The organism is Paenibacillus glufosinatiresistens (assembly GCF_031470375.1).
Taxonomy (GTDB): domain Bacteria; phylum Bacillota; class Bacilli; order Paenibacillales; family Paenibacillaceae; genus Paenibacillus_AQ; species Paenibacillus_AQ glufosinatiresistens.
In genome coordinates this window covers 137,254-150,744 of sequence record NZ_JAVFHT010000008.1, presented here as the reverse complement: position 1 = coordinate 150,744, position 13,491 = coordinate 137,254, and the positions used below count along the sequence as shown (strand labels likewise).

At 57.8% G+C, this 13,491-nt stretch carries 13 protein-coding genes; 8 read left to right on the top strand and 5 right to left on the bottom strand.

Annotated elements, in window-relative coordinates; translation table 11 throughout:
- Positions 1–103 precede the first annotated feature (103 nt).
- The gene (locus RBI05_RS11350) at positions 104–613 is read right to left on the bottom strand and encodes a DUF3231 family protein (RefSeq protein ID WP_310551186.1); all 510 of its coding nucleotides are present in this window, start codon (positions 611–613) and stop codon (positions 104–106) included.
- Positions 614–799: 186 nt separating this feature from the next.
- On the opposite strand from RBI05_RS11350, the gene ypfJ reads away from it, so the two are divergent.
- Positions 800–1,645, top strand: coding sequence for a KPN_02809 family neutral zinc metallopeptidase (gene ypfJ / locus RBI05_RS11345; RefSeq protein ID WP_150458584.1), 846 nt, complete (start codon positions 800–802; stop codon positions 1,643–1,645).
- 147 nt (positions 1,646–1,792) lie between these two features.
- Here the strand turns inward: ypfJ and RBI05_RS11340 are convergent, their stop codons facing one another.
- Genes RBI05_RS11340 through RBI05_RS11325 form a run of 4 tightly spaced genes read right to left on the bottom strand, consistent with a single transcriptional unit; the run spans position 1,793 to position 5,838 of the window.
- Positions 1,793–2,404 carry an AAA family ATPase gene (locus tag RBI05_RS11340; RefSeq protein ID WP_150458583.1) on the bottom strand — a complete coding sequence of 204 codons (612 nt, stop codon included), beginning with the start codon at positions 2,402–2,404 and terminating at the stop codon, positions 1,793–1,795.
- Positions 2,405–2,437: 33 nt separating this feature from the next.
- A complete protein-coding gene (locus RBI05_RS11335) occupies positions 2,438–3,016 on the bottom strand; it encodes a GNAT family N-acetyltransferase (protein ID WP_310551185.1) in 579 nt (192 codons plus the stop codon).
- Positions 3,017–3,032: 16 nt separating this feature from the next.
- Positions 3,033–5,552 (bottom strand): FAD-dependent oxidoreductase, encoded by a 2,520-nt coding sequence (locus tag RBI05_RS11330; protein ID WP_310551184.1) that lies wholly within the window; start codon positions 5,550–5,552, stop codon positions 3,033–3,035.
- On the bottom strand, positions 5,539–5,838 hold the full coding sequence (locus tag RBI05_RS11325) for an ArsR/SmtB family transcription factor (RefSeq protein ID WP_150458581.1): 300 nt from the start codon (positions 5,836–5,838) through the stop codon (positions 5,539–5,541). The genes RBI05_RS11330 and RBI05_RS11325 overlap by 14 nt, the downstream gene beginning before the upstream one ends.
- Positions 5,839–6,354: 516 nt before the next feature.
- Here RBI05_RS11325 and RBI05_RS11320 point away from each other — a divergent pair.
- The 7 genes from RBI05_RS11320 (at position 6,355) to RBI05_RS11290 (ending at position 13,269) form a co-directional block, all read left to right on the top strand.
- Positions 6,355–6,798, top strand: a complete 444-nt coding sequence (locus tag RBI05_RS11320) for a DMT family transporter (protein ID WP_408638324.1) — start codon at positions 6,355–6,357, stop codon at positions 6,796–6,798.
- An 18-nt stretch (positions 6,799–6,816) separates the two neighbouring features.
- Positions 6,817–7,515: a Crp/Fnr family transcriptional regulator gene (locus RBI05_RS11315; RefSeq protein WP_310551183.1), complete on the top strand. Its 699-nt coding sequence runs from the start codon at positions 6,817–6,819 to the stop codon at positions 7,513–7,515.
- 30 nt (positions 7,516–7,545) lie between these two features.
- Positions 7,546–8,004, top strand: a complete 459-nt coding sequence (locus RBI05_RS11310) for a DMT family transporter (protein ID WP_310551182.1) — start codon at positions 7,546–7,548, stop codon at positions 8,002–8,004.
- Positions 8,001–8,405, top strand: coding sequence for an NUDIX hydrolase (locus RBI05_RS11305; RefSeq protein ID WP_310551181.1), 405 nt, complete (start codon positions 8,001–8,003; stop codon positions 8,403–8,405). Before RBI05_RS11310 ends, RBI05_RS11305 begins: the two co-directional genes overlap by 4 nt.
- 173 nt (positions 8,406–8,578) lie before the next feature.
- Positions 8,579–10,105 carry a methyl-accepting chemotaxis protein gene (locus RBI05_RS11300; protein WP_310551180.1) on the top strand — a complete coding sequence of 509 codons (1,527 nt, stop codon included), beginning with the start codon at positions 8,579–8,581 and terminating at the stop codon, positions 10,103–10,105.
- Positions 10,106–10,262: 157 nt separating this feature from the next.
- Positions 10,263–11,738 (top strand): DHA2 family efflux MFS transporter permease subunit, encoded by a 1,476-nt coding sequence (locus tag RBI05_RS11295; protein ID WP_150458576.1) that lies wholly within the window; start codon positions 10,263–10,265, stop codon positions 11,736–11,738.
- Between the two features lie 241 nt (positions 11,739–11,979).
- Entirely contained in the window at positions 11,980–13,269 is a 1,290-nt protein-coding gene (locus RBI05_RS11290; RefSeq protein ID WP_310551179.1) for an arsenic transporter, read from the top strand.
- Positions 13,270–13,491 lie beyond the last annotated feature (222 nt).

The window sequence follows — 13,491 nt, the reverse complement described above, 5'->3', positions numbered from 1 at the left end:
ACCAAGGAACGGTTTCTTTTTGTTTAGAAAATGAAGAGGATGCTCCGTCATTTTAATGACTTTTGGGACACCCTCTTTTTTACGATGGGACTGGCCGTTGTCCTTATTCCGGTCGCTTGGCAAGCAGCGGAGGAGGAACCAGCCAGCCCTTCTCCTTCAGCAAGTGCAGCGTCTTCAGTCCAAGCGCGGCCTTGGATGCATGGTACTTGGCGAACAGCGCGCCGATGTCTTCGCGGATGCTCTGGCCCATCACCATGCTGCAGGCAACCAGGGCAGATGCGTTGTCGGCGGCCAGCTTAGCCGCGATCTCGGGATCGGTGAACCGGGCTCCGGCCGGAATATCTTCCAGTCTGGCTTCGGCTCTGTCCGGCATGGAAGGGGCCAGGGGCAGGCCCTGGTCCGTCAGCAGCTTGTCGCATTCGCTCACTTCCAGCTCGGCCTGATCGATAAAGGAATCCAGCAGCTTCTTCAAATCCTTGTCTCCGGCATGAAAGTGATAGGCCCGGTAACAGGAAATGGCGCCCTTGGCTACCATGGAAGCCTGCCAGACCTGATAAATTTCTCCGTAGTGCATCGGTTCGTCTTTAGAGTTGCCTCCCAATATTCCGCTCAAGCAATGATCGCTCCTTTGAGGTGAATTTCGCAAGCGCCGTTAGGTTGCCCGTCTTGGGAAGGTTCCATTCCGTTCGCCAAACGGATTCGCAAAAAGAGGGTCGTTTCCCGTCCAAGTGGGGTATATGTCATATAACGAGCCTGAATCTAACGAGAATGGAACCCAGAAGAGCAAGGAGGCTGACTTATGAAATGGCAGGGTAGAAGAACAAGCAGCAATGTGGAGGATCGCCGGGGCATGAGCGGCGGCGGCAAGCTCGTCGGAGGAGGAATCACCGGCGTCATCATCGTGGCTATCGTGACCCTGCTCAGCGGAGGAAGTCTTGGCGACGTGCTCGGCACGGTGCTGTCCACCAATTCGGGAACCGTGGCGGGTACCCAGCAGAGCGCAGTATCGCAAGAGCAGCAGGAGGAGCTGTCCCAGTTCGTATCGGTCGTTCTCGCGGATACCGAGGATGTATGGGGCGAGGTGTTTAAGGAGCAAGGCATGACTTATAAGAACCCGACGCTGGTCCTGTACAGCGGAAGCGTGCAGTCGGCCTGCGGGTACTCCAGCTCGGCCGTGGGGCCGTTCTACTGCCCGGGCGATCAGAAACTGTACATCGACCTCAGCTTCTACAACGAGCTTCAGAGCGAGTTTCAGGCGCCCGGCGATTTTGCCATGGCCTATGTCATCGCGCATGAAGTCGGCCACCATGTCCAGACGCTGCTCGGCACCACAGACAAATACAGCGCCCGGATGCAGCAGGATAATGCCTACCAGGTCCGCTTTGAGCTCCAAGCCGATTATTTGGCGGGGGTCTGGGCCCATTACGCCCAGGACAAGAACCTGCTGGATGTCGGAGACATCGACGAGGCGTTGACGGCCGCAAGCGCGGTCGGGGACGATACGCTGCAGAAGAAAGCGCAGGGCTATGCCGTTCCGGAGAGCTTCACCCACGGCTCGTCGGAGCAACGGAAGCGCTGGTTCCAGAAAGGATTCGATTCCGGAACCATTGAAGGCGGGGATACGTTTGGCGCCCGGTCTTTATAGCGGCACTTCCGAATTATTGTGACCCAAGAACAAGGAACAAGAAGAAGCCGGCGGATTCGCCGGCTTCTTCTTGGCATGTGCATGTGCATGTGCATGTGCATGGTACAGATACAAGTGCAGAATGTGCAGATTGAGAATGGACCGCTCTTACGGTCTGGCCGCCTCGGCACTGCCGGCATAGAGCTGCCGCTCCAGTTCCAAGGCCGTGGCATTCACGTCGGGACTTGAATTGTCGATCTTGAGCACACGGCCCTCCGGCAGCGGCCAGGTTACCGACCGGACATTCAGCGCGGCGCGGAACTGCTCCCAGTTGCGGAGCTTCCATTCATCCAGCTTCAGGTGCCGTCCTTCGATCCGGGAGCGGTAGAGCTCCTCGTTGGCGAGATGGACCAGCACGACATACACATCGACCTCTTCCGTAGTGCGTCCGATCTTGGCCAGTTCTTCGGCGATCCAGCCGGGATTGGCCGCTTCCTTGGTGAAGGGGCCGACCACGAAGGAATCGACGCCGAGCTCCACATTGTCCAGGGCCGCATCCATAGTAAGGCGGTAGCCGAGATCGCGGCAGTACTTCTTGTAATCGGCCGAATCGCGGTCGTTCGGGTCCAGCCCGAGCATGGTCATGATGACATCCGAAGCCGGCCGCATCAGCACGTCCATATCAAAGAACGCACATTTGCGGCGGGAAGCAAGGGCTTTGGCCAAGGTCGTCTTGCCGGCTCCGGCAGGTCCAAGAAAGAATACCAGTTTGCTGTTCATCGTCAGCTCTCCTTTATGCGGATACTCGGATGGTCACTCCCGTTTATCATAACGCATAAAGGCAGCTTTGTGAAAAGTTTCGATGCATTGAAACAGCGCGCGTCCGTCGCGGGGTACCGGCTGTGCCGGATCTAGGGGTCTGACATAAGCCCGATAGGGTTCGGGGACCCAGATGTAAGTGTGCACATACTCTGTCGGGACAAAACTGAGCCGTTCCCAGAACCGGTTCCGGCTGTGGTCTTCCGGGGTCTCGCCGGCTTCCGCCTCGATCAGAAAGCCGATGGCTTCGCCGCTACGGCGATCCCGCCGCTCAAGCTCCTCCACCAGCCGGGCTCCGATTCCCCGGCTGCGCAGATCGGAGCGGACAGCCAGATAATCAATGAGCCGCAGGCTGGAGGCCTCTTCCGCAAGCGGAACCGTACCGGACAGCGCGAAGCCAACGGCTTCGCCCTCCAACCTTCCGACGGCAAGGGAGGCCAGCCGGCGTTCCAGCATGGCCCGGAGTACCCGCTCCGGCTTCGCTCCATGCGGAAAGGCCTCTTCATAAATCGGTCGGATTTCCGCCCAGACCGCTTCATCCCACTGTTGATAATCGTCGATCTGCCATTCCATCCGTATCACCGGCCTTTTAAATAAACAGATTATGATTAGCGCGGTCGGCGCGGCCCAGGTAATGGCCGACACCGCCGACGCCGACTTCGTCGATCAATTCTTCGCGGGCGATGCCCATGAGATCCATCGACATCTGACAGGCCACCAGCTCGACGCCCTGGCCGATGGCGGTCTTCATCAGCGATTCCAGCGACTCGACGTTCTTGCTCTTCATCAGCGAGCGGATCATGACCGGCCCGGCACCCAGCATATTCATCCGCGAAAGCGCCAGCTTGCGGCTGCCGCGCGGCATCATCATGCCGAACATGCGGCCCATGAACGACTTGCGAATCTTCTGGCGTTCCGGCTTGCGCAGAACGTTCAGACCCCAGAAGGTGAAGAACATCGTCACCTTTCTTCCGCTGGCAGCGGCTCCGTTGGCAATAATGAAGGAGGCGATGGCCTTATCGAGATCGCCGCTGAACACGACCATGGTACTTGCGGGATCGGCGGAAGGCGGGAGCGGGGCGGAGGAGCTTTCGCGCTGCCCGTCCTTTGCGGAAGCGGAGGAACCGCCGCCTGCCGTCTTGCGGATGACAGCCTCAATGATTCCATCCGGACGTCTGTGAAGACCGGTCAGGGTATTGCCCGTCATCGTGGTCCACGCCTGGACGTCTTCATAGAAGCCGGGATCGGTTGCCGTAATCCGCAGCGAAGCCCCGTCGGCCATTCCATCCACGCTCTGCTTCAGCCGGATCAGCGGTCCCGGGCAGCACAGCCCGCAGGCATCCAGCTCTTCCTCCGCCGTATTGGTCGCGGGAGACGGAAGGTTCTCCGTTCTGCCGTTAGCCGGATTCGCCGGCTGTCCCGGCTGATCATCTTTTGGGCGGTAGCCGGACATCAGCCAGGTTTTGTAGCCGCCGGACAGATTGCGCACCCGGTAGCCGCGCTGCGTCAGAATCCGCGAGGCGGTATAGCCGCGCAGACCGACCTGGCAGTAGACCCAGATTTCTTTGGACGGGTCCAGACGGTCCAGCGAGCCGCGCAGCTCGTCAACCGGAAGATGAACTGCGCCGTCGATGTGGCCGTTCGCAAATTCCAGCTCGGTCCGCACATCGACCAGCATCGTCGTCTCAGGATTCCGGCTCTCCAGCTCATCGGCGGTGAATACCCGGACCATTCCGGTCCGGACGTTCTCTGCGGCATAGCCGAGCATATTCACCGGGTCTTTGGCCGAGGAGTAAGGCGGAGCATAAGCCAGTTCCAGTTCGGTCAGATCTTCGGTTGTTCCGTTCATCCGGATCAGAGTTGCAATAACGTCAATGCGCTTGTCGGCGCCGTCGGCGCCAACAGCCTGGGCGCCCAGAATACGGCCGTCGGCGGCGAAGAGCAGCTTCAGCACAAGCGGCATGGCCCCCGGATAATACGAAGCATGGGAGTTCGGATGCACATGGATGACCTGATAAGGAATTCCGTCCCGCTTCAGGGACGCTTCGTTGCGTCCGGTTGCCGCGCCGGTCAGCCCGAATACTTTGACAATGGCTGTGCCCTGTGTGCCTTTGTACTCGGTCCGAAGCCCGGAGACGTTGTCGGCGGCAATGCGGCCCTGCTTGTTGGCCGGACCCGCCAGCGGAACGGCAGTCGGTCCGCCGAGAACGAAATCCCGGGTCATGACCGCGTCGCCGGCAGCGTACACGTCTGCCAGCGAAGTCTCCATATACGCGTTGACCTCAATATGCCCGCGGGGACCAAGCTTCAGTCCGCTGCTCCGCAGAAAATCGGTATCCGGCTTCACACCGATCGCCGCGATTAGAAGATCGGCGGACAAGGACCGTCCGCCGGCGAGGGAGACGGCCATGCCGCCGTTCTCCAGCTCCCGCGCTTCGGCCAGCGAATCGCCGAGCAGAATGTGAACGCCGCGGCTCTCCAGCTCCTGGGCCAGCATAGCGGCCATATCCGGGTCGAACGGCGCGAGCAGCTGCCGGCCCGCTTCAATGAGAGTGACATCCAGGCCGAGCAGTTGAAGATTCTCGGCCATCTCTACGCCGATGAAGCCGCCTCCGACGACGATCGCCGAGCGTGCGCCCTGAGCGGTTGCCTGCTCGCGGATCCGGTCGGTATCCGCAATGTTCCGGAGCGTCAGCACACGCGGGCTGTCCAGTCCCAGAAGCGGAGGGAGGAGCGGCTTGGCGCCCGGAGCGAGAATGACCGCGTCATAGCTCTCTTCATAGTCGCCGCGTTCCCGCGAGCGGACCGTGACCGTCTTCCGGTCGGGATTCAGGGCGACGACCTCGCTCTCTGTGCGGATATCCAGCCCGAACCGGGCGGTCATCGCTTCGGGAGTCTGCACGAACAGGCGGGACCGGTCCTTGATTTCGCCGCCGATGTAATAGGGCAGACCGCAGTTGGCAAAAGAAATATGAGGGCCTCGCTCGAACATGACAATGTGAGCGTTCTCGTCCAGACGCCGGAGCCGGGCGGCGGCGGATGCGCCGCCGGCGACGCCGCCGACAATGACAATTTTGCGTGAATCAGGCTGATGATTAAGTGCGTTCAATGGGTAATCCCTCCAGTAGAATCTTGATGATTTGTTTGACCTTCTCGTCTTTGACTGAATAGTGAACTTCCAGGCCGCTGCGGTCTGTCTCCACGATGCCCAGAGAACGGAGCTTCTGCAGATGCTGGGACACCGTAGACTGGGGAAGCTCCAGACATTCCTGCATATGCGAGACATTGCAGCTTCCCTGCTCCACCAGGCCCCGAACTATGCAGAGGCGAACCGGATGCGCCAGCGCCTTGAGCAGATCGGCACTGCGATGATAAGCTTCAAAATTGGATTCCATCCGTCTGCATCCTTCCTAACTGTTATTGTTATATTGTAATATTACGATATAACGATTATTAAATCAATCGTTTGTTTCATTCTTCCAGCAATCGGGTAATAAAAGGCAGGTGGGAAGTGGTCCCTTATCAATTGTCGGTAGGAAAACACAAGCCTGTTTCTTGGATTTCCGAAAGGTAGTTGATTGCCATGAAACATCGTAAGGGAAGGAAGAGACGGCGTTTTCGCCAGTTCTTTTCCGGTAAATCTCCTTAGCAACTGGAAGATTGCTTAATCTGTCTCATTGAGTACCGTTTATTCGATCCAACACTTCTCACCTTTCGATACGGCCCTGCGATCTGATCGCAGGGTCTTTGCTTGTGTGGAAAAGAGACCATAGAAGAGAGAATAGAAGAGAAGGATTTCGGAAAAGATACGGGTTTGGGACATATGTCCTTCACCGAATGTCGACAATCGCCTTTAATTACATAGAGAGAACGAGAGATGGAGAAGCAGGCCTTAAGGAGTGTAACGACAGATGAAGAGAATAACCCTGATTAAAGGCATGACCGCCGCTTTTCTGGGCGGAGCCTGCATTACCCTGCAAAGCGTGGCGAATACCACCATCAGCCGGTCGCTGGGGACCTGGCAGGCCGCCTGGCTGACCCAGTTCACCGGCTTTATCATGGCCCTTCTGATCCTGCTTGCCGTCCGGGACGGCAGCTGGGCCGGCATGAAGCGGACCCGTCCGCTGTACCTCAGCGGCGGGGCGCTCGCCGCGGTTATTATTTTCAGCGAAATCAGCGCGATCCGGATGATCGGCGTTACCTTCAGCATCTCGGCGCTGCTGATTGCGCAGCTCGGCCTGGCCTTTCTGATCGACGCCAACGGCTGGTTCGGAACCGTCAAGCAGAAGATGAAGCTGCCGCAGTTCATCGGCTTGGCGCTGATGATCGGCGGAATTATTATTTTGAAATTATAGCGAAGGCGGCTGAAGAAGATGAGAGAGATCAACGACCGCAGCCGGATTGCCGCTTATCTGCGCGAACACGGCATTGAAGAGGTCTTCCATGAAGAACTGCTGCCCGGTCTTTCGCTGTACGTGTTCGAACCGGGCGAATCCGTCTGCGTGCAGGGTCAGGCCGCCGACACGCTCTATGTGCTGGTCCGGGGGCGCATCAAGGTCTTCAATACTTCCGAAGGCGGCAAGACGCTGATCATTTCGTTCAAGACACCGCTTGAGGTTATCGGCGACATTGAATATATCCGGGGCATCGACATTATCAACACCGTGGAGGCCATGTCGGAGACCCATATGATCGGTGTTCCTTACCGCTGGCTGCGGCAGCACGGGCAGAGCCACGCGCCTCTGCTGAATTTCCTGCTGGAGATTATCGCCGGCAAATTCTACAGCAAATCGGAATTTTTAAGCTTCAATCTTATGTATCCGGTTGAGGTTCGGCTGGCCAGCTACCTGCTCGCCGTCTCCTCCGAAGGCGGCGAGCAGGGGAAGGGGGGCGGAGCAGTTCTGATTAACCTGGTCGATACCGCCAACCTGATCGGCACGAGCTATCGTCATCTGAACCGGGTGCTGCAGAAATTCTGCCGGGACGGATTGATCGAACGGGGCAGAGGGGTTCTTCTCATCCGTGAGCGGGATCGTCTCGCGGAGATTGCCGGAACCAACATCTATGAATGAATGCTAAGAAAGCAACGGAGGGAAATCCAAATGATTACCGGAATTCTGCTGGCGATGCTCGCCGGCTCACTGGTCAGCCTGCAAAACGTATTTAATGCCCAAGTGGGCAAGCACACGGGTTCCTGGTCGACAACGGCCTTGGTCCTTGGACTCGGTTTTGCCGCTTCATTTGCAATCAGTCTGATTACGGAAGGCGGAGGAACATTTACCGCACTCCGCCATGTTCAGGTCTGGCATTTGTTCAGCGGGATTATCGGAGTCGGCGTCGTCTTCTGCCTGATGCAGGGGATGAAGCTGCTGAGCCCCACTTTTGCCATTTCCATTGTGCTCATCTCCCAGCTGGGGTTTGCCCTGCTGTGGGATTCCATGGGCTGGATGGGATTGTCGAAGGTTCCGTTTGAGCCGAATCAGCTGATCGGCGTGCTGGTCATTGCGGCAGGCATCGTCGTCTTCAAGATCGGCGGAACAGAGAAGGAGGGACAACGATGAATGCATCTGTTATCGACAAGGTAGCCTGGATCTGCATGGAGAATGGCCGGCTGCTGGCCGTACAGTCGAAGGGGAAGGCGCTGTTCTACCTGCCCGGCGGCAAAAGAGAGCCCGGAGAGAGCGACGAAGCCGCACTCCGGCGTGAAGTGGAGGAAGAACTGTCCGTCCGGCTGCTTCCGGACAGCATCGCTCCCTTCGGCGTCTTCAGCGCCGAGGCGGACGGGAAGGCCGGCGGCGTCCAGGTCCGAATGACCTGCCTGACCGCCCGGCATGAGGGAGAGCTGGCCGCCGCTTCGGAGATTGAAGAATGGGCCTGGCTGTCAGCCGCCGACAGAGACCGGATGTCGGCGGCGTCACGCTTGATTGCCGACCGTCTGGCCGAACGGGGCGAACTGAAATGAGCTGAACAGGTAAGGGCATTGCGCCGTCTTCCGGGTTACCGGAAGGCGGCTTTCTTTTTTTGGGCAGCCCAGTCCGGCGGAACGTCTCAGCTATTCAAATTTGAAGAATTCCGTCCGATAGATTCCTTGAGCGCACCCGCGTATATTGAAGTCATCACAAAGGATGGTGTCCCATGCAGGACCGTAAAAACCGATTCATGCTGTGGTTGTCGGCCGTAGTAACATTAGTTGGATTAATTATTTATGTGATTAATAAATGGATTTATGCTTTTCATGATCTGATGGCCTCCGGTTCACACGGCATGGAAACGGCCGCCGAGGATACGCCCGTTCTGGCTGTTGTCCGGGTGGCTCTGGTGCTCTCTCCGGTGGTGCTATGGGCCGCAGCCTGCTATTTCTATTCCCGCAACCGGGGACACGGGCTGATTCCGGTTCTGCTGACGCTGACATTGACCTTCTCCAGTATAGCGATTACGGCGGGGAGCGGAGGCAGTGTGGAATTCCATTTCTCGATCTTTATGGTTCTTGCGGCAGCGGCTTATTATGACAGCATATCGCTCATTGTTCTGATGGCCTCTCTCTTTGCCGTTCAGCATTTGGCCGGTTACGCCATTGCGCCGCAAGTCGTCTTCGGAACCGATCGCTATCCGTTCTCGATGGTGCTTATTCACGCTTTCTTTCTGATTCTGACCGCTGCCGCAACCATCATGCAGATTCGCTCGAAACAGTCGATTACCCGCCAGCTCGACGAGAGCAACCGGCTCAAGCAGGAACAGCTTGCGGGGCTGCTGGAGGACGTCAAAGCAATGTCCTCCAGTCTGGAGGGCAGCGCCGAATCTCTCGCTTCGGCCTCCTCTGAAGCGGTTCGCCTGAACCGCGAGGTTCGCGTGATCCACGAAGAGAATCATGCGGCGCTCAGCGAGCAATCGGCTTCTCTGGACCGGATCGAAGAGCGTCTGGGACAGATGAACACGACGGTTCAGGATTCGCTGGAAGCTTCCGAAGCGATGCAGCTTCAGGCAGCGGCGACCGAGCGCAATATGGGAGAGAATGTGGAGAGAATGGAGAGTCTCACCGGCTTCATGGACCAGACGGCCGGACTGATCGGCGATGTCCACAGCACGATGGAAGAACTTCGCCAATCGGCCGATTCCACCGGAACGATGGTCGGATTGATTCAAGGGATAACCGAGCAGATCCAGCTTCTGGCGCTCAACGCTTCCATTGAAGCAGCCCGGGCCGGAGAGAACGGACGGGGCTTCGCGGTAGTGGCGGGAGAAGTTCGCAAGCTCGCCGAGCAGAGCCGGCGGACTACGGATGAAGCCCAAGCCACGCTTGCGGCGATCCGCAGCCAGACCGAACGCACCTACGCCGATGTGGGCAGGGGGCGGGAAGCGGTCCAACAGTCTTTGGGACAGCTCGGAGCCTTCAATGAGGGATTCGGCGAAATGCGGGATACTATCCATGATTTGCTCGGCTTCATCGGCCGGATCAATGAAATGATCGGAGACATTCAGGAAGGGACCTCCGGAGTGACGGAAGAAATCAAGCATATTATGACCCAGATAGAAGAAGGTTTCTCTTCCATGCAAGTGCTGACCGAAGCGAGCCGCAACCAGACCGCCGTATCGGAACGGGTGGACTCGGAAGCAGGCAATCTCGGAAGACAGGCCGAGCAGCTTCGCGGTCTGCTCCAGTAATGAAGAATCCAGCGGAGTCCGCCGTGCCGTGTGCGCACGGCGGACTTTGCTGTGCAGCGGGCATACTAATAAGGCGGGAAATATTGAACCAAGAGGTGGAATCCTGAGTGGCATGGGTATTAATCAATAGTAGAAGATACCAAAAGGAGCTGGGATGATGGAAGTTGTACAACCCCCTTTCAAAAAGGCGCCGATCGTCGCTTCGCTGCTGATCGCGGCTTTTGTTGCCATTCTCAGCCAGACGCTGCTGAATGTGGCCCTGCCCAAAATGATGGATGATCTGAAAATCGGCGAGAATACCATCCAGTGGCTGATTACCGGCTATATGCTGGTCAACGGCATTCTCGTGCCCATCAGCGCCTATCTTATCGGCCGATTCACCACCCGGCAGCTGTTCTTGGCGGCGACCGGCTTGTTCACCGCCGGAACCGTACTGTGCGCCGCAGCGCCCAGCTTTGAATTCCTCTTGGCCGGCCGGTTGATACAGGCCGCCGGAGCAGGAATTCTGATGCCTCTGATGTCGATCGTATTTCTCACGATCTTCCCGATTGAGCAGCGCGGGAAGGCAATGGGGATGATGGGCCTTGCGATGATATTCGCCCCTGCGGTCGGTCCGACGCTCTCCGGTTGGATTGTGGAGAACTATTCATGGCGTGTGCTGTTCTATATCGTTCTTCCGATCGCCGTGATCGGTCTCGTGTTCGGCGCTGTCTCCATGCGCAATGTCGGCCAGACGACGAGACCGAAATTTGACACGTTGGGCGTCACGTTCTCAACGCTTGGCTTTGGCGGTCTTCTCTACGGCTTCAGCGATGCTTCCAACGACGGATGGGACAGTCCCCGTGTTCTCGTCAGTCTGATTGCGGGTGTGGTTTTTCTGATTCTCTTTGTCTGGCGGGAAATGAAGACCGAGAAGCCGATTCTGGAGTTCCGTGTTTTTAAATACGACATGTTCTCCCTGACGACGGTGATCAATGTGATTATTACGATGGCCATGTTCTCGGCCATGATTCTGCTGCCGATCTTCTTGCAGAACATCCGGGGATTCTCTCCCGTCAAGTCAGGTCTGCTGCTCCTTCCCGGAGCGCTGCTTATGGGCTTGATGTCGCCGATTACGGGCATGATCTTCGACCGGATCGGCGCCCGCTGGCTTGCGGTGATCGGTCTGCTTATCACGACCCTGACCACGTATGAACTCAGCCGACTGACCGTTAGTACGACCTATAACCATATGCTGCTGCTCTATACCCTGCGCATGTTCGGCATGTCCATGCTGATGATGCCCATTCAGACGGCTGGGCTTAACCAGCTCCCCCGGCGTCTGAACGCCCACGGCTCAGCCATGTCGCAGACGCTGCGGAACGTAGCCGGCGCTCTGGGAACAGCGCTTCTGGTCACTCTGTTCATGAATGCCTCCGAAGACCGGGGCAAGGAGCTGGTTCAAGCTGCGGGCATCAACCCCGCGGACCCTGCCAATCAGACCAAGATGCTGGAGATTACGCAGCAGGCGACCGTCTACGGCATCAATCATGCGTTTGTCGTCTCGATGTGGATGGCCGTCGCCGCTCTCGCGCTGGCTTTCTTTATCCGCAGAGTCGAGCCTAACCGGGAGAAAGACGTTCACGCCGAATAAAGGGTGAACCTGCCCCGGCCCGGAGCTTTGCGGGCCGGGGTTTTTTTGCCGGACGTTCTCTCCCGTACCCACGACGCATCGTGAAGGCTTGCCAAACGGACGGCCGCCCAGTAGTATATGGATGGTTATGGCTGAATCCGAACCGTCAGCCAGTATTTGAAGAAACTTAAGAGCCGGCGGCTTGCGAAGGAACAGAAAGCAGGGCCAGCGGGTCGAATAAGAGAAGAGGGAGCTTGTTGTCGTGTCGGCTTTGATTGCAGCAATTATATTTATATTCACGTTGATCCTGGTGATCGGGCAGCCGCGGGGCTTGTCCATCGGCTGGTCCGCCTGCGGCGGTGCGGCGGTTGCGCTCCTGACCGGGACGGTAGCCTTCGGGGATGTCGCCGATGTGACCGGCATCGTCTGGAACGCAACGCTGGCCTTTGTCGCCATCATTCTGAACTCCCTGATCCTGGACCGGATCGGGTTCTTTGAATGGGCTGCGCTTCACATGGCCCGGGCAGCGCGCGGAAACGGCATCCGGATGTTCGTGTACATCTCGGTGCTGGGGGCGCTGGTGTCCGCCTTCTTCGCCAATGACGGGGCAGCGCTCATTCTGACCCCGATTGTGCTGGCGATGGTCCGGGCGCTTCAATTTGACGAGCGCCGTGTATTTCCGTTCATTATTGCCGGCGGCTTTATCGCGGATACGACCTCGCTGCCGCTGGTCGTCAGCAACCTCGTGAACATCGTATCCGCGGATTTCTTCGGCATTACCTTTACCGAATACGCCGTCCGCATGTTTCTGCCGAATCTGTTCTCGCTCGGAGCCAGCATTCTGGTGCTGTTCCTGATGTTCCGCCGCAGTATTCCGCGGACATTCGACGGCTCTGTGCTCCGGGCACCGCGCGAGGCGATTCGCGATCCCCGATTGTTCGCATGGTCCTGGTTCATTCTCGGCCTGCTTCTGGCCGGCTATATGGCCAGCGGGCTGTTGCATATTCCGGTGTCGATTCCGATCGGAATCATTACCCTGGTGTTCATGCTGGCTGCCCGCAGGAGTCCCGTCCTGTCGATGAACGAAGTGCTCCGCAGCGCTCCCTGGTCGATTGTGTTCTTCTCTGTGGGGATGTACGTAGTAGTCTATGGTCTTCAGAACGCGGGTCTGACCGACCAACTGGCATCCGTCCTGGATTGGCTGGCTCGCCAAGGTGTGTTCGCAGCCGCCATGGGAATGGGGTTTATCGCTGCGCTGCTCTCTTCGGTCATGAACAATCTGCCGACCGTTATGATCGACGCGCTTGCGATCAAGGCGACAGCGGCGGACGGATTAGTGAAGGAGGCGCTCATCTACGCCAATGTCATCGGTTCCGACCTCGGACCGAAGATAACGCCGATCGGTTCTCTGGCCACGCTGCTCTGGCTTCATGTGCTCGCGGGCAAAGGAGTTAAGATCGGATGGGGAACCTATTTCAAGACCGGCATTCTGCTTACCGTTCCAACGCTGTTCCTGACCCTGCTTGGCCTGTATCTGGTCCTGCTGTTCTAGAGTTCCCGAGGGAACTGGATCACAGCCGAAAGCCTCCCCTCGGTGCTAAGATTCACTCGGAAGGGGGGCTTGGCGGGGGTTCGGAGGCGATGCTGCCCGTTGAACTGCGAATAGGGCTAAGGCTGTGTTGACACAGCCACCAAAAGTCATTACTCTTTATAGGGTGCTTATTATCCGTCAACAGGTCGGTATGGGGGTCAGGTGAGTGAGGGTAACTCTGTC